Source organism: Streptomyces sp. NPDC001220 (genome assembly GCF_053597895.1).
Genome location: NZ_JBSFJE010000001.1, coordinates 348,362 through 364,514, shown reverse-complemented (window position 1 = coordinate 364,514; position 16,153 = coordinate 348,362). Strand labels below are relative to the sequence as shown.

Genomic DNA, 16,153 nt, shown 5'->3' with positions numbered 1-16,153 from the left:
CTGTTCTGTAAAGATGACGCGCGCGAGCAAATCACGACAGAAGATGTCGGGTATGGGCGGCACAGTGGCTCGTATGACACGTACAACCCCCACGAGCGGAACAGCCGGTACCGACTGGGCGGCGTTCGTCGCCGCCGCGCCCGACCTGGCGCGCACCGTCGAGGAACGCTTCGCCGCCCACCGCCACCACGTCCTGGCCACCCTCCGCAGGGACGGCTCCCCCCGCACCTCGGGCCTGGAGGTCCGCTTCCTGGCCGGCGAGGTCTGGCTCGGCATGATGCCGGACTCGCTGAAGGCGCTCGACCTGCTGCGCGACCCGCGGTTCGCGCTCCAGGCCAATCCGGGGGCCGGCACCGACATGGGCGGCGGGGACGTACGGATCGCCGGACGGGCGTACGAGGTCGTGGACGCGGCGGTGAAGGGGGCATACACGGAAGAGGTGGAACCGCCGGAGCCGTTCCACCTCTTCCGTACCGAGCTGACGGAGGTCGTACGAACCCGCGTCGAGGACGACACCTACCTGGTCGTCGAGAGCTGGCGGCCCGGCGAGCCCCTGCGCACCGTCAGGCGCAGATAGGCCCTACGCGTCTACTCCCACTCGATGGTGCCCGGCGGCTTCGAGGTGACGTCGAGGACGACCCGGTTGACGTCACGGACCTCGTTGGTGATCCGGGTGGAGATCTTCGCCAGGGCGTCGTACGGCAGGCGGGACCAGTCGGCCGTCATGGCGTCCTCGGAGGAGACCGGGCGCAGCACGATCGGGTGACCGTAGGTGCGGCCGTCGCCCTGGACGCCGACCGAGCGGACGTCCGCGAGCAGGACCACCGGGCACTGCCAGATGTCGCGGTCGAGGCCGGCCGCGGTCAGCTCCTCGCGGGCGATGGCGTCGGCATCGCGGAGCAGGTCGAGGCGGTCCTTGGTCACCTCGCCGACGATCCGGATGCCGAGGCCGGGGCCCGGGAAGGGCTGGCGCTGGACGATCTCCTCCGGCAGGCCGAGCTCCTGGCCGACCATCCGGACCTCGTCCTTGAAGAGCTTGCGGAGCGGCTCGATGAGCTTGAACTCCAGGTCCTCGGGGAGACCGCCGACGTTGTGGTGGGACTTGATGTTGGCGGTGCCGGTGCCGCCGCCGGACTCGACGACGTCCGGGTAGAGCGTGCCCTGCACCAGGAACGCGACCTCGGGACCCTCGTCCGCGATGATCTCGGCCTGGGCCTGCTCGAAGACCCGGATGAACTCGCGGCCGATGATCTTCCGCTTCTGCTCCGGGTCGGAGACGCCGGCGAGGGCCTTCAGGAACCGCTCCTCGGCGTCCACGACCTTGAGCTGGACGCCGGTCGCGGCCACGAAGTCCTTCTCGACCTGCTCGGTCTCACCCTTGCGCATCAGGCCGTGGTCGACGTAGACGCAGGTCAGCTGGGCGCCGATGGCCTTCTGGACGAGGGCGGCGGCCACCGCGGAGTCCACACCGCCGGACAGACCGCAGATGGCGCGCTTGTCGCCGACCAGCTCGCGGATCGCGGCGACCTGCTCCTCGATGACGTTGCCGGTGGTCCAGTTCGGCTCCAGGCCCGCGCCCCGGTACAGGAAGTGCTCCAGGACCTGCTGGCCGTGCGTGGAGTGCATGACCTCGGGGTGGTACTGGACGCCGTAGAGCTTCTTCTCGTCGTTCTCGAAGGCGGCGACCGGGACGACGTCCGTGGACGCGGTCACGGTGAAGCCCTCGGGGGCGGCGGAGCAGGCGTCGCCGTGCGACATCCACACGTGCTGCTCGCCCGGGGTGCCCTCGAAGAGGGTGGACGAGGTCCTGGAGACGTGCAGGTCGGTACGGCCGTACTCACGGGCGCCGGTGTTGTCCACCGTGCCGCCGAGCGACTGTGCCATCAGCTGGAAGCCGTAGCACATGCCGAAGACGGGGACGCCGGCCTCGAAGAGCGCGCGGTCCAGACGGGGGGCGCCCTCCTCGTACACGGACGAGGGGCCGCCGGAGAGGATGATCGCCGCCGGGTTCTTGGCGAGCATCTCGGCGACCGGCATGGTGCTGGGCACGATCTCGCTGTAGACCCGGGCCTCGCGGACGCGGCGGGCGATGAGCTGGGCGTACTGCGCGCCGAAGTCGACGACCAGGACGGTGTCGGGGGTGGCGGCAGCGGGAGTCGCTGATGACACGGGGTGCCTTCCGGCGGTGGGGCGGGGGTCTGTGACTACCGATTCTAACGGGGCGGGCGCGGGACACCCCGACGAGGTGCTGTGGCATACTCGCCCCCATGCTCACGCAGACGACCTTCTTCTTTACCTATGGCAACCGGCCCGCCGGCTGCCATGGTCGTGCCGCTTGAGCAACTGACAAGCGACTTCCCCAGGCGCCCCGGGCCGACAAGGTCCGGGGCGCCTGGTGTTTCTCCGGATCATGCCGGTCCGGGGCTCCCCCTTCAGAGAACGAGGAGCCCCGACATGACCGTCAGCCCCGCCGAGCACATCAGCCCCGCCGAGAGGACCGGAGCCCGTACCGCCGAGGCCGCCGAGGTGATCGCCGGTGCGCGGGAGCGCATCGACGCGCTCGACGACCGGATCATCGGTCTGATCCAGGAACGGATGGCGGTCTCCGCGGTCATCCAGGAGGCCCGGATCACCTCGGGCGGCCGCCGGGTGAACCTGTCCCGGGAGATGGAGGTCCTCGGCCACTACAGCGAGGCGCTCGGCAGGCCGGGCACCTCGCTGGCCATGACCCTCCTCGAACTGTGTCGCGGGCGGATCTGAGCGGTCGTATCCGAGCGGTCGTATCCGAGTCGGGCGGATCTGAGTTCGGGGCCTTCTCACCCGTACGGCACGTGACCGGCACGGGAACCGCTTCGTTGGTGGGGTGTCCGTGCCAGCCAGGGGCGGGCCCGAAAGAACCACGCGTGGCTCACTGGAGCGATGAGGCGTACGGATCGTGCCGTGCGCCGTGGGACCTCGCTCCAGTCACGTGACCGGACGGCAGGGGACAGCAGCCCGGTCACACCAGAGACGGTCGGCTCCGGGGACGCCCGGGGTCGACCGGCGGAAAATTGCAAAAATGCATAAGGGCTGGGTCAAACGGTTGCGAAGGCCCCGTGCATCCAGCACGATGCCTAGAAGGCTCCCAAAGCCTTCGGAAGTCCCCAAGTCCCAGTTCAGGCAACGGAATTGCCGTGTGCCGACCGTCCGTCGAAGGTCGAGACCTGCCGTACGCCCCGAGTGCGCCGGGGCGCCGACCCGGGGCACGGACGGTGGCACAGGGCACAGAGACCAGCGGCGCAACCCCCCGGCGCCGCTCCCCGGCACCGACGCTGCCCTGACGTCGGTGCTGACGGAAGAAGGGCCCCGCGGCTCCGTCCCGCGGGGCCCTTCGCCTTCCCGCAGGGACCTACTCCCAGAGAGCCGGCCCGCGGAGGGCCGGCCACAGGGAGCCGGCCCACAGAGAGTGGCTAGGTACGGCTCACCGTGCCGCACCCCTCCGGTCTGTCCCCGAGTTTCCGGCTGCGGTCGTAGGGGTCGATCGACGGGCCGGTCGGGGCGGCGCTGCCCGTCGGCGCCTGGGACGGGAACTGCGGGTGCAGGAAACCGTCGTTGACGTCGCAGGCCGAGTTGCCGGCGTCCTCGTCGTACCTCAGGAGGGTCAGGCGGCCGGGGGTCACCTGGTAGCGCGTGGGGTCGGGGAGTTCGGTGTCGATGACCCGGCGCACGATGGTGCGGGTGACCTCACCGGAGCCGTCGACGGGGACGACCGGGTAGACGAAGGTGAAGTCGGCGTGCACGGCCACGCCCGCGAACTTGCCCTTGGCGAAGGTGATCCGGCCGCGTGTCTTGATGACCTTGCCGGCCGGCATCACGTCCTCGGGGTCGAAGCGGCTGAAGAGGGACAGCGGGTCGTGGGCCTCGCTGGGGGTGTGCAGCGCGGTGTTGAGCTCGTCGAGCAGGCGGGGCTGCTTCGGGTCGAGCACCGCGAGGGCGGCATCGGGGTGGGCGCCGGCCACGACCCGGGGGTTGAGGTTCGCGTCGACCAGCAGCTTCTTGGTCTGCCGCAGGGCCAGTTCGACGCGGTCCTTGGGGATCGAGCCGAGCGCGGTGGCCTTCGGCAGCACGATGCCGTCGGCGCCGTCGGCCCAGCGCAGCGCCGGGGAACCGGCGAACGGGTGGGCCAGGGTGGGCGTGCCGGCGGCGACCGCGGACGGCGGCGCGGTCGGGGCGGCGGTCTCGGCGGGGAGCGGCGAGGTGGCGGTGTCCGCGTGGGACGCCGAGCCGAAGGGATCGCCGGGAATCAGCGAGGGCCGCATGGCCACGACGGCCACGGCGATCGCCACCGGGAGTCCGACGACCGCCCAGATCCTGCGGCGCCGGGCGGCCCGCCCGTCCATCTCCTGCCAGGCGGGCCCGGTCCGCCAACCCTCCGGCTCCGGCTGCCCCTTGAGCCGCTCGGTCACCTGACGGGCACGCGCGGAGGGCTCCTTCGGAGCGGACTTGCGGATGTCGCGCTCGGTGTCGCGGATGAACTGCTCCCACACCTCATCGGGTATGGAGGAGGACGACGACGGCTCGTCCCCCGACGACTGCTCGGACCGTCTGTCAGACATGGCACTCTCTCGCTCGGCCGTTCGACGGGGGCGAGAATAGCCTTGGAATCCGTTGTGGACATGCCCACACCTGTGGACGCCCTGAAGTGACGACCGTCACATAAGAATCCCGTGAATGTGGAGGCAACCATTCACAGGATTCGCGGGTCACTTCACCGGAACCAGCGGTTACATCCATCTGCCGCACCAGAGTCACGGGGGTCCTGATGAAGCTTCGCCGCGCCATGGCCGTGGCAGCCGCCACGGCTGTCATCGCGCCGGTCGCCCTGCTGTCCGCGCCGGCCGCCTTCGCCGAGGACACGCCCGCCACTCCCGCGTCCGAGAGCGCGCCGAGCGAGATCCCGAGCGATACCGCCTCGGCCTCGCCGTCGGACTCCGCCGCGCCGAGCGACAGCGCCTCCGCGTCCGCGTCCGAGTCCGCCTCGGAGTCCGCCTCGCCCAGCGACAGCGCGAGCGCCAGTGCCAGCGCCAGCGCGTCCGCCTCGGCCGAGCCGTCCGAGTCGGCGGAGCCCAGCGAGGACCCGTCCGACCCGGACGTCCCCTACTGCGAGGACCTCGACGAGAACTTCGGCGACGCCAAGGTGTCCGCCGACATCAAGGGTCTGCCCGGCAAGATCGTCGCGGGTGACGGCTTCCACGGCTTCCGGCTGGTCGTGACCAACGAGTCCAAGACCGACGTCGAGGGTGTCGCCTTCTACGCCGAGATCGAGAACTACGAGCTCAGCGAGTCGAAGTACCTCAGCCCGTACGTCGACCTGGAGTTCAGGAACCCCGACAGCGGCTCCTGGGACCGGATCGGCAGCGACGACTGGGCCGGCGACTACTTCTTCTACGTCGACAAGCTCAAGTCCGGTGCGAGCAAGTCGGTCGACCTGCGCGTCTCCATCGACGCCAAGGCGCCCGCGGGTGACGCCTACTCCTTCGGCTCCGGCGCCTACCTCGACAAGGTCGACGGCCAGGACTGCATCGCCGAGGGCTGGGCCCAGTACGACTTCACGGTCCTCAAGGCCGGCTCGTCCAACCCGGACCCGGGTACGGCCACGCCGAGCGACGACGGCGGCAAGGACTCCGTGAAGAAGCCGCAGGGCGAGGTCTCCGACCTGCCGACCGGCAACCTCGCCGAGACCGGCTCCAGCTCGGCGCTCCCGGTCATCGGCCTGGTCGGCGGGGTCGCCGTCGTGGCCGGCGCCGGTGCGGTGTTCGTGGTGCGGCGCCGCAAGGCCGGGGCGGCCGCCTAGCCATGTGAACGAGGTCGCGCGGACCGTCGTCGTACGGCGGCCGCGCACACCGGACGAAGAGGGACCTGGGCTCGGAGGGGGGCACAGGTCCCTCTTCGACGTCCGGACCCTCGGACGCCCGGGTTACTTCTTCGGGGGTACGGCCGGGATGTCAAGGAGCGGCAGGCGCAGCGCGCCGAAGGCCTCCGCCGGGACCGCGGGGCGGTGCGGCTCGACCGGCCGGAGACGCTCGTACGCCTCGCCCTGCCGTGGCCGCGGGTCCGTCTCACCCTTGTTGGGCCAGTACGACATCGCGCGCTCGGCCTGCGCGGTGATGGTGAGCGACGGGTTCACGCCCAGGTTCGCGGAGACGGCGGCGCCGTCCACCACCGAGATGCCCGGGTGGCCGTAGAGCCGGTGGTACGGGTCGATGACCCCGGTCTCGCGCGAGTCTCCGATCGGGCAGCCGCCGAGGAAGTGCGCGGTGAGCGGGGTGCCCATCAGCTCACCGACGTTGCTTCCGGCGAAGCCGTTGATCTCGGCGGCGAGCACGGTGGCCGCCTCCGAGGCGGCCTTGATCTGCTTCGGGTTGGGGGCACCGTGTCCCTGCCGGGCGGTGAGCAGGCCCTTGCCGACGCCGTCCGGTTTCAGGTACGTCGTCAGCGAGTTGTCCAGCGACTGCATCACCAGGCCGATGATGGTCCGCTCCGACCAGCGCCGGTTGGAGAGCGAGCGCAGCACGAGCAGGGGGTGGCGGGCCGCGTTCGCCAGCCAGCCGAGGACGCGGGAGGAGCCTTCCGCGTACGGCACCTGGAGGATGGACATGCCGCCCATCGCGTTGGAGCCCTTGCCGTAGCGGACCGGCTCGATGTGCGTGTTCTCGTCCGGGTGGATGGAGGACGTGATGGCGACGCCCCTGGTGAAGTCGGCCTTCGGGGTGCCGTGTGCCCTGCGGTAGCGCCGGTCGTCGGTCTGGGCGCCGACCAGGGCCTCGGAGTTGGTACGGGTGAGGTCGCCCAGCCGGTCGGAGAGGTACGGCAGCTGGCCGCCGGCCTTCATCCGGTGCAGCAGCGTCTGGGTGCCGTAGGTGCCGGCCGCGACGACGACCCGGCGCGCCTTGAGGACGCGGCCCTTCGCCTTCTTGTCGTCGGTGGGGAGGGTCGCGATCGCGTAGCCGCCCCGGGAGTCGTCGGTGACGGAGACGACGGTGGTCATGGGATGCACGACCGCGCCCGCCCGCTCGGCGAGGTGGAGGTAGTTCTCGTTGAGGGTGTTCTTCGCGCCGTGCCGGCAGCCGGTCATGCACTCGCCGCACTCGGTGCAGGCGTTGCGGGCGGGGCCGGCGCCGCCGAAGTAGGGGTCGGCGACCTGGTCGCCTGGCACGGCCTTCGCCTCGCCGTCGGCGTCCTTGCCGTCGCCGAAGAAGACGCCGACGGGGGCGAGGTGGAAGGTGTCGCCGACGCCGAGTTTCTCCGCGGCCGCCTTCAGGTGGACGTCGGAGGGGGTCATCGTCGGGTTGAGCCGTACGCCGAGCATGCGCTGTGCCTGGTCGTAGTACGGCTTCAGCTCCTCCTGCCAGTCCGTGATGTCACGCCACTGGGGGTCGTCGAAGAAGGCCTTCGGCGGAACGTAGAGGGTGTTGGCGTAGTTGAGCGAGCCGCCGCCGACGCCTGCGCCGGCCAGCACCATGACGTTGCCGAGGAGATGGATGCGCTGGATGCCGTAGCAGCCGAGCGCTGGGGCCCAGAGGTAGTTCTTGATGTCCCAGGAGTTCTTGGGGAGGGTGGTGCGGGTGAAGCGGCGGCCGGCTTCCAGGACGCCGACGGTATAGCCCTTTTCCGTCAGGCGCAGTGCGGTGACGGAACCGCCGAATCCTGAGCCGACGACGATGACGTCGTAGTCGTAGGCATCCTGGGGCACGATTTCTCCTCTTTGAGCGTACGTGCGGGTTGGGTGTGGTCGCTCGCGCAGTTCCCCGCGCCCCCGGAAGACGGGTCGGCTATCGCAGCCTCAGTGCCTTCATCACCCGGAGACTGGTGGACATGAAGGCGGCGTACTTCTCGTCGTCCATGCCCAGTGAGGGGGCCATGGGGAGAAGCCGCTGCTGCGCCACGGTCTGCGCCTCGGTGTACTTGAGGATGCCCTCCGAGCCGTGCCGGCGGCCCAGGCCCGAGTCCTTCATGCCGCCCATCGGGGACTGGACGCTGCCGTAGGCGGGGGCATAGCCCTCGTTGACGTTGACCGTGCCGGTGCGCAGGCGGGCGGCGACCTCACGGCCGTGACCCCCGTTCTTCGTCCAGACCGAGGAGTTCAGGCCGTACGGCGTCGCGTTGGCGTGCTCGACGGCCTCGTCCTCCGTCTTGAAGCGGTAGATCGAGACGACCGGGCCGAAGGTCTCCTGCGCGCAGACGGCCATCGCGTCCTCGACGCCGTCGAGAATGGTCGGCTCGTAGAAGTAGGGGCCGATGTCGGGGCGGGCGGTACCGCCGGCGACGAGGGTCGCGCCCTTCTCGACGGCCTCCTCCACATGCCGGGTGACCGTCTCCAGCTGGCGCTCCCCGACCAGGGATCCCATGTCCGCGCCGTACGCGAGGGACCTGCCGAGGCGCATGGCCTTGGTGCGGGCGGCGAACCGCTCGACGAAGGCGTCGGCGATCGACTCGTGGACGTACAGCCGCTCGATGGAGATGCAGAGCTGCCCGGCCGAGGAGAAGCAGGCACGGACCGCGCCGGCGGCCGCCTTCTCGATGTCGGCGTCCTCGAGGACCAGCATGGCGTTCTTGCCGCCGAGTTCGAGGGAGACACCGACGAGCCGGGCGGCGGCGCCCTGGGCGACCTCGCGGCCGGTGCGGGTGGAGCCGGTGAAGGAGACGTAGTCGGCGTGCCTGACGACCTCGGGACCGACGACCGGGCCCTCGCCGAGGACGACCTGGAAGACGTCGGCGGGCAGCCCGGCCTCGATGAGGATGTCGCGGGCCCACAGGGCGGTCAGGCAGGTCTCGGTGTCCGGCTTCATGACGACCGCGTTGCCCGCGACGAAGGCGGGCAGCGCGTCGCCGACGGAGAGTTCCAGGGGGTAGTTCCAGGGGGCGATCTGGCCCACCACGCCCCGCGGGTGGCGCAGTTCGGTGACCTTGGTGAGGGTGGGCATGGCGCCCGCGTGCCGCTTCGGCCTCAGGTAGGAGGGGGCCTTGCGGCCGTAGTGGCGGGCGGCGACGGCGACGGCCTGCACCTCCTCGTGCGCGTGCAGGCGGGCCTTGCCGGTCTCCAGCTGGATGAGGTCGAGGACCTCCGCCTGGCGGGCCAGCACCAGGTCGTGGAAGCGGAGCAGGACGGCCGCGCGCTGCCGGACCGGCACCTTCGCCCACACGGCCTGCGCGGCGCGGGCCGCGTCGAAGGCCTTCGCCACGTCCTCGGGCGTGGACTCGGGCAGGTCGGCCAGCTTCTCGCCGGTGAAGGGCGTGTGGTTGGCCGTACGACCGGATCCGACGACGCCCTTGGTGAGCTGGGCGACCAGCTCGGGCGTGACCACGTCGGCGGCGGTTCGGGCCCCTGCGGGGGCGGGGGCGAGCGGGTTCGTGCCGGTGGTGGCCGGTGCCTGGGCCGGGGCCTGCGAGTCCGTCATGAGCCGCAGGGTATTCGGGAGCGGGGCCTTTGGGTACCCGTGGGTAACCCGGATTCACCGAGTGCACACATAGTGCCAGTGATCACTGGCGGGGAATGTGCTGATCAGGGTGTCGGACGGGGGACGACCAGCGCAGGTCAGCCGCGTTCAGGTTTTTTGGCGAGAAGGAGGCCGAGGGCGGCGAAGGGGGTGAGGCGGCGGGGTTCGGGGGCCGTGGCGGGCGGTGCGGCCGGAGGGGGCGACGGTGCCGGTGCCGGGGGTTCCGTGACCCACTTCGGCAGGGCCGTCCCCGCGGCCTCGGCGAGGATCTCGGCGGCCTCCGGGGCGGTCGGCCGGGCCTCCGGGTCGGCGGCGAGGAGCCTCTCCAGCAGCGGGCCGAGGGGTCCTGCGTCCTGCTCGGTGGCCGCCCGCAGCAGCGCGCCCAGGGACCACAGGTCGGAGGCGGGACCGGCGCCCCGCCCCGCGGCACACTCGGGCGCGACGAAACCGCCGGAGCCGTCGGAGCCGTCGGATGCGCCAGAGCCGCCAGAGCCGCCGGCGGCGGTGTGTCCCTGCTGCCCCTGCTGCCCCGCGCCGATGCCGAAGTCGGTCAGTACGACCCGCTCGCCCCCGGCCTCCAGGAGAACGTTGGACGGCTTGAGGTCACGGTGCACGATGCCGACGCAGTGGGCGGCGTGCAGGGCACCGAGCACCGCGAGCCCGATCCGGGCGGCCTCGGCGGGTGCCAGGGGGCCGTCCGCGGCGAGCGCTTCCTGGAGAGACGGGCCCTGCACCAACTCCATGACGACCCAGGGAAGTTCGCCCTCCTGGAGTACGTCGAGGATGGCGACGGCGGCCGGATCGTCGACGCGGGCGGCGGCCCGGGCCTCGTGCAGCAGGCGGTGTGCGGCGCGCTGCCGTTCCTCGTCGTCCGGCTCGCCGGTCAGGCGCGGCTCCTTGACGGCGACCTGCCGCCCGTCCTGCTCGTCGCGGGCGCGCCACACGGTGCCGCTCGGCCCGGAGCCGATGCGCTCGGCGAGCCGATAGCGCCCGCCGATCAGACGTTCCCCGACCGGCCGTTCGCCGTCTTCACTCATGCCACATGAGTACCTTGCGCACCATGCCCTTGTCGAAGCGGCACGGTCAGCGGACCGCACGGCACGGGCCCCTTCCTGTGAAAGGGGCGCGGGAGGGGCCCGGAAAGGCATGGAAGGGGCCCGGGAGGGACCCGTGGCCGTCCTGCTGGTCGGCACCTGGCCGAGCGGAGGACGACCACGACTCCCGTCCCCCGCCTCGCCTTTGGCACTCGCCCCGAACCGTGCGGGACGGCCGCCGAGGCACCCCGCGGCCTCAGCCCGCCACGAACGTGTCCACCGCGACGTCGAAGTACTCCCGTGCCTCCCGTACCTTGCCGACCGGCGCCGACACCCACACGTCGTACATCCGGCCGCCCTCCTCCCAGCACAGGTCGTAGGTGTGCCGGGGGCCCTCCGTCGCGCTGAAGCCGTTCCAGGTGAACTCCCAGAAGGCGGCGGGGTGTCCGGAGTGCGTGGTGTCGGAGACGCGGCCGTCGTGGTACCCGGGGTTGGTGGTCGGCCCTTCCGCCGCCGCCCGTCGCATCGCCGTCCCCGGTCCGCCGGTCGGTGGCTCGGAGACCTTGATGCCGAGCCGGAAGGCCTGCCCGGGCGACAGGTAGAAGACGCGCTGGCCCTGCGGGTCGCGGGTGAAGCCGTCCGGCACGGCGAGGGAGAAGCCGCCCGGGTCCCGCGCGAGACGGTAACCGGAGGGCGCGGTGCGGGAGTCGCCGGCGGAGGGTGACGGCGAAGAGGGCGACGGGGACGGAGTCGGACCGGTGGGCGCCGGGTGCGACGTGGAGACGGTCGCCGTGGGCCCGGGAGCCGGGGTGCCGCCGCCTCCGCCAGCGTTGAACAGCAGCGCGGCCGCCGACACACCGGCTCCGGCCATCGCCGCGACCAGCAGCGCGGCGACCAGCACCCCGCGGGGCGAGTACCGGGGTGACCCGCCCGGCGCCGGCTCCGGGGCCGGTGGCCAGGGCACGTCCCGCTGGGTCGGCGTGTACGCGGAGACGCCGGCCCTCTCCGCCGCGCTCGGGACCGCGACGGCCCCCGTCTCCAGGAACCCGCGCAGCATCCGCTCGGCCTCCGCCGCGCCCAGCCGCCGTTCGGGATCCCGCTCCAGCAGCCCCCGTACGACCGGCAGCAGCGGCTCCGCCTGGGCGGGTGGCCGGATCTCGTCGGAGACCACGGCGTGCAGGATCCCGCCGAGCGAGTCGCGCCGGAACGGCGACTCGCCGCTGAGCGCCGTGCACAGCAGCGCGCCCAGCGACCACAGGTCGGAGGCGGGACCGGAGCGGGAGCCGGACATCCGCTCGGGCGCGGTGTACTCGGGCGACCCGACGAAGGAGCCGGTCTCGGTGAGCGTGGTGGCGCCCGCGACCTGCGCGATCCCGAAGTCGGTGAGGACGACACGCCCGGTGGCCGACTCGACGAGCACGTTCGCCGGCTTGATGTCCCGGTGCAGCACGCCGGCCGTGTGCGCCGTCCGCAACGCGCTCAGCAGGGCGATCCCGATCCGCGCGGCCTCCCCGACGTCCACCGGACCGTTCCGCGAGATCCGGTCGGCGAGCGAACCGCCGACGATCAACTCCATGACGATGTAGGGCCGTTCACCCTCCTCCACCACGTCGTGCACCACGATGATGTGCGGGTGGTGCAGCTGTGCGACGGCCTGCGCCTCCCGCAGGGTGCGGTCACGGCGCAGCCGGGCGTCGTCGTCCGGGAGCGAGTCGTCGACGGTGAGTTCCTTCACGGCGACCTGCCGACCGAGTAACTGATCGGTCGCGCGCCATACGACACCCATCCCGCCCCGCCCGAGCCGCGTTTCCAGGCGATAACGCCCCGCGATCAGACGGACGGCTTCCCCGTCGGTCCCCATGGCCCCATGATGCCGCACCGGACGCCCGCGTTCCGGACGGTGACCGGCCAACAAACGCGCCCGGAGCGGCGCACGGGAGCGCGCGGCGTCAGCCGGCCGTCCCCGGATCCCAGCTCCGCAGCACCCACTTGAACTGTTTGCTCGCGGTCGCCCAGTCCTTCGCCGGCGACGACATGTAGATCGCGTACTCGACGCCGTCCCGTGAGTAGTAGGTCTCCTCGATCGCGCGCCGCGGCCCGGCGGCGTTCGCCCCGTCCTTGGCCAGCGCGGTCCAGGTGTACTCCCACACCGACCCGTCCCGGTCCCGGTACAGGTTCTTCTCCATGGTCACGCGGTGGTATGCGACCAGCCGCTGCAACTGCTGCTCCAGGTCCAGTTGGTGCGCGAGGGCGTCGGAGAAGTCGGGCGAGCTGTCGATGGCGATGCGGAGGAAGTGGCGGCCCTTGTCGGGCGTGTAGTCGATCTGCTTGAGGTCGCCGTCGATGCCGTAGACGCTCCGCTTCCAGCCCTTGGGCAGGGAGAGCTTGAAGCCCAGCGGATCGTTCACGGACTGCCAGTCGGTGGGGACCGCGCCGTCCGGCGCCGAGCTCGCGCCGCCGGAGGAGGAACCGGACGTGGCGGGCGCGGCCACGCTGCCGGCGCCGTCCTGCTGCCTGAAGTCCCACTTCTGCAGGGCGACCGCCGCGCCACCGCCGAGCAGCGCGGCCATGGCGACGACGAGCGCGAGCGTACGCAGCCGGCGCCGCCGGGGCTGGACGGATCCGGAGCCGGACGGCGGCCCGATGGTCGTCGCCGGGTCCGTGGAGGAGCCGCCCGAGGGACTCCGCCCCTGGTACGAGCCGCCGTACGAACCGCCCTGCGAGCCGCCGTACGAACCACCCGGTGAGCCGCTGTACGGGGTGCCGTACGACGCCGAGTCCCGCGAGCTGTCGAACGAGCCCTCGTGCGGTGTCCCGGCGTCCGGCCGTGGTCCCCCGGTGACCTGTGACCGCGTCGGTACGTACGCCTGCGCCCCGCTCGGCCGCCGGCCCTCCGCCGCCTCGGCGAGCATCTGCTCGGTCTCCTCGGGGCCGGGCCGCTGGGCCGGTTCCTTGCGCAGCAGCGCGGTGATGACCGGCTCCAGCGGGCCCGCGTTGCTCAGCTCGGCGGCCTCGTCCTCGACGACGGCCTGCATCGTGGTCAGCGGTGAGGTGCGGCGGAACGGCGAGCGCCCCTCCACCGCGGTGTACAGCGTCGCGCCCAGCGCCCACAGGTCGGAGGACGGCCCGGGGTCGTGCCCGCGCACGCGCTCCGGCGCGAGGTAGTCGACGGATCCGACGACTTCCCCGGTCCGGGTGATCGTGGTGTCGCCCTCGATCTGCGCGATGCCGAAGTCGGTGAGGAGCACCCGGCCGTCCCGGCCGAGCAGCACGTTGCCCGGCTTGACGTCCCGGTGCAGCACGCCGGCGCTGTGCGCGGCGCGCAGCGCGCGCAGTACCCACAGCCCGATCCGCGCGGCCTCCCGCGGCTCGATGCGCCCCTGTTCCTTGACCGCGTCCGCCAGCGAGTGGCCTTCCACCAGCTCCATGACGATCCACGGGCGGCCGTCGTGTTCGAGGACGTCGTGGACGGTGACGACGGCGGAGTGGTTGATGCGCGCCGCGGCCCGGGCCTCCGCCCGGGTGCGGGCCAGCAGGACGGCCTGGTCGCCCTCGGAGACGTAGAGCGCGGCCGTCAACTCCTTGATGGCGACAGCCCGGTGCAGCACTTCGTCGTGGGCGCGCCACACCCGGCCCATGCCGCCGCTGCCGATGATGTCGGCCAGCCGGTAGCGGCCCGCGATGAGCAGGCCCTGCATCTGATTCACGTTGCCCCGCAATGGTCTTGTCAGGGCCAGACTAAGGACCGGCCTGCGGTCATGGAACCGCCGGGGTCCCACGGAGACAGCACTGTGACGGTTTTCGCTTTCCGCACGGAAAGTGAACAGAATCCGCCCACCGTAATGGGAACCATTCCACTCACACCGGCGTTGACGTCACCCCGTGTACTTGTAGGTCGACGACGCCTGGTCGTACAGCCGGGTGACCTCGTCCCGTTCCGACTCCGGGCCGCGGACCTGCACGATGTGGTACCGACCGTCGATCAGGAAGACCATGTTCCGTACGAACAGGTCGCCCTGTCGGCTGTCCGTCCAGGTGAACTGCCCCTCGGCGGACACCTTCTGGCCCACCGTGATGGTCCGCAGCCCGCCCGCGGTGGCCCAGCTGGAGTCCCGGTACGGCTGCAACTCCTGCTCCTTGTCCCGCTGGTACGCCATCGGATCGTCACCGTAGGTGGCCGCACTGTCCCGGCCGGCCACGACGATCAGCTCGAACTTCCCGTGCGAGTAGATCACCTGGCCGCTGCCGTTGCGCGGCGTACGGCTCCAGCCCTTGGCGACGGCGACCTGGAAGCCGTCCGGGTCGTTGCTCAGGGTGAAGCCGTGAGCGGTCGTGGCGCCGCCCGTCGAACCGGCGGTGGTCTGCGTCTCGGTGGACGGGGGCGCCGTCCGCGACGGGGTCTGCCTGGGGGTCGGGCTCGGACTCGGCGCGCTGCTGACCTCGCCGGCCGTGCCCGTCCGGTCGCCGTTCGACGCGGCGCCGTTGTCCGCGCCGTCCTTCTTCGGCAGGAACAGCATCGCGTACGCGATGACGGCGGCCAGCAGGAGCAGCACCAGCAGAAGCAGCGTACGGCCCAGCCGGCGCGGGGACTTGGCGGCCTCCTGGCGGGCCCGCTTGTGCCGGCCGTGCGGACTGGTCGCCGGAAGTCCGGCCCGGCGCCAGCGCACCAGTTGCCCGCGCTTGCGGACGATCGGCAGCCGAGCGGGGTCGGCGGCGGGCGGGGCGGCGACGACATACGCACCGGCCTCCGGTTCGGGCGCGGACCGCACCAGCGAACGCAGCCAGCCGCGCAGTTCCTCGAAGTCCAGCCGCTCGGTGGGGTCCTGACGCAGCAGCGACTCCACGACCGGCCGCAGCGACCCGCACTCCTCCGCGAAGGCGGGCGGCTCCGAGCACACCAGCTGCACCAGCTCGGCCGTGGACTCCTCCGGATACGGCGCGTGTCCCTGCACGGCCCGGAACAGCAGCGCGCCCAGCGCCCACAGGTCGGTGGCCGGTCCGATGGGTGCGGCCAACTGCCAGTTCTCGTGCACGGGCCCGGCCTGTTCCGGCGCCCAGCGCTCGGTCACCGGCCCGACCACGGTCATCCGCACCTGCCGGGCCCGCTCGGCGGCCAGCGCGGTGGCGGGCCCGCGCCGCCCGGTCACGACGGCACCCGGCTCGCCCCAGCGGGGGGTCTGCGCGGGCACGACCGGTCGCGGGAGGTCGGTACCGGGGGTACCGGGGCCGACGGCCGGGAGCGCGGTGCGCTCCGCCGAGGGCGTGCCGGGGCGGGGCACGGCACCGTGCCAGGGCGAGGGTGCACCGCTCACCCCGTAAGGATCGGCGATCTGCCCGGGCGGCACACTGCCGACGGCCCGCTGCCCACCGCCGGGCGCCTCCAACTGCGCCTGCCCATCGGCGTACGACGGCTGTCGGGCCGACCCGTTGGCGTGTCCCGGGGCATACGGCGACTGGGCCGACCCATGGGCATACGGCGACTGCGCCGCACCGTTGGCCTGCCCCGGGCCATACGGCGACTGCGCCGCGCCATTGGCCTGCCCCGGCCCATACGGCGACTGCGCCGCGCCATTGGCCTGCCCCGGCCCATACGGCGACTGCGCCGCGCCATTGGCCTGCCCCGGCCCATACGGCGACTGCGCG

At 72.1% G+C, this 16,153-nt stretch carries 10 protein-coding genes and 1 pseudogene; 3 read left to right on the top strand and 8 right to left on the bottom strand.

Annotated elements, in window-relative coordinates:
• The first annotated feature begins 73 nt into the window (after positions 1-73).
• A complete protein-coding gene (locus ACWDGI_RS01760) occupies positions 74-577 on the top strand; it encodes a pyridoxamine 5'-phosphate oxidase family protein (RefSeq protein WP_450754295.1) in 504 nt (167 codons plus the stop codon).
• Positions 578-588: 11 nt separating this feature from the next.
• Here the strand turns inward: ACWDGI_RS01760 and guaA are convergent, their stop codons facing one another.
• Positions 589-2,169, bottom strand: a complete 1,581-nt coding sequence (gene guaA, locus ACWDGI_RS01755; protein ID WP_450754293.1) for a glutamine-hydrolyzing GMP synthase — start codon at positions 2,167-2,169, stop codon at positions 589-591.
• Positions 2,170-2,454: 285 nt separating this feature from the next.
• Here guaA and ACWDGI_RS01750 point away from each other — a divergent pair, with 285 nt between their 5' ends.
• Positions 2,455-2,760: a chorismate mutase gene (locus ACWDGI_RS01750; protein ID WP_450754292.1), complete on the top strand. Its 306-nt coding sequence runs from the start codon at positions 2,455-2,457 to the stop codon at positions 2,758-2,760.
• A 689-nt stretch (positions 2,761-3,449) separates the two neighbouring features.
• Here ACWDGI_RS01750 and ACWDGI_RS01745 read toward each other — a convergent pair.
• On the bottom strand, positions 3,450-4,595 hold the full coding sequence (locus ACWDGI_RS01745; protein WP_450754290.1) for a hypothetical protein: 1,146 nt from the start codon (positions 4,593-4,595) through the stop codon (positions 3,450-3,452).
• A gap of 206 nt (positions 4,596-4,801) precedes the next feature.
• Here ACWDGI_RS01745 and ACWDGI_RS01740 point away from each other — a divergent pair, with 206 nt between their 5' ends.
• The gene (locus ACWDGI_RS01740; protein WP_450754288.1) at positions 4,802-5,833 is read left to right on the top strand and encodes an LAETG motif-containing sortase-dependent surface protein; all 1,032 of its coding nucleotides are present in this window, start codon (positions 4,802-4,804) and stop codon (positions 5,831-5,833) included.
• A 123-nt stretch (positions 5,834-5,956) separates the two neighbouring features.
• On the opposite strand, the gene ACWDGI_RS01735 is transcribed toward ACWDGI_RS01740, so the two are convergent.
• The 6 genes and pseudogenes from ACWDGI_RS01735 to ACWDGI_RS01710 all read right to left on the bottom strand — a co-directional run.
• Positions 5,957-7,732 carry a GMC family oxidoreductase N-terminal domain-containing protein gene (locus tag ACWDGI_RS01735; RefSeq protein ID WP_450754286.1) on the bottom strand — a complete coding sequence of 592 codons (1,776 nt, stop codon included), beginning with the start codon at positions 7,730-7,732 and terminating at the stop codon, positions 5,957-5,959.
• 79 nt (positions 7,733-7,811) lie between these two features.
• On the bottom strand, positions 7,812-9,437 hold the full coding sequence (locus tag ACWDGI_RS01730) for a succinic semialdehyde dehydrogenase (protein ID WP_450754284.1): 1,626 nt from the start codon (positions 9,435-9,437) through the stop codon (positions 7,812-7,814).
• 137 nt (positions 9,438-9,574) lie between these two features.
• On the bottom strand, positions 9,575-10,513 hold the full coding sequence (locus tag ACWDGI_RS01725) for a serine/threonine-protein kinase (protein WP_450754282.1): 939 nt from the start codon (positions 10,511-10,513) through the stop codon (positions 9,575-9,577).
• A 253-nt stretch (positions 10,514-10,766) separates the two neighbouring features.
• On the bottom strand, positions 10,767-12,371 hold the full coding sequence (locus ACWDGI_RS01720) for a serine/threonine-protein kinase (protein WP_450754280.1): 1,605 nt from the start codon (positions 12,369-12,371) through the stop codon (positions 10,767-10,769).
• Between the two features lie 88 nt (positions 12,372-12,459).
• Positions 12,460-14,208 (bottom strand): serine/threonine-protein kinase, encoded by a 1,749-nt coding sequence (locus ACWDGI_RS01715; protein WP_450754278.1) that lies wholly within the window; start codon positions 14,206-14,208, stop codon positions 12,460-12,462.
• 177 nt (positions 14,209-14,385) lie between these two features.
• Positions 14,386-16,153 (bottom strand): annotated as a pseudogene (locus tag ACWDGI_RS01710) (protein kinase); the annotation flags it as partial.

Excerpts from the sequence above, each read along its gene's own strand:
- ACWDGI_RS01740 (WP_450754288.1), top strand. The coding sequence starts at position 4,802 with ATGAAGCTTCGCCGCGCCATGGCCGTGGCAGCCGCCACGGCTGTCATC.
- ACWDGI_RS01745 (WP_450754290.1), bottom strand. The coding sequence starts at position 4,595 with ATGTCTGACAGACGGTCCGAGCAGTCGTCGGGGGACGAGCCGTCGTCG.
- ACWDGI_RS01750 (WP_450754292.1), top strand. The coding sequence starts at position 2,455 with ATGACCGTCAGCCCCGCCGAGCACATCAGCCCCGCCGAGAGGACCGGA.
- ACWDGI_RS01715 (WP_450754278.1), bottom strand. The coding sequence starts at position 14,208 with ATGCAGGGCCTGCTCATCGCGGGCCGCTACCGGCTGGCCGACATCATC.
- ACWDGI_RS01760 (WP_450754295.1), top strand. The coding sequence starts at position 74 with ATGACACGTACAACCCCCACGAGCGGAACAGCCGGTACCGACTGGGCG.
- ACWDGI_RS01725 (WP_450754282.1), bottom strand. The coding sequence starts at position 10,513 with ATGAGTGAAGACGGCGAACGGCCGGTCGGGGAACGTCTGATCGGCGGG.
- ACWDGI_RS01730 (WP_450754284.1), bottom strand. The coding sequence starts at position 9,437 with ATGACGGACTCGCAGGCCCCGGCCCAGGCACCGGCCACCACCGGCACG.
- ACWDGI_RS01720 (WP_450754280.1), bottom strand. The coding sequence starts at position 12,371 with ATGGGGACCGACGGGGAAGCCGTCCGTCTGATCGCGGGGCGTTATCGC.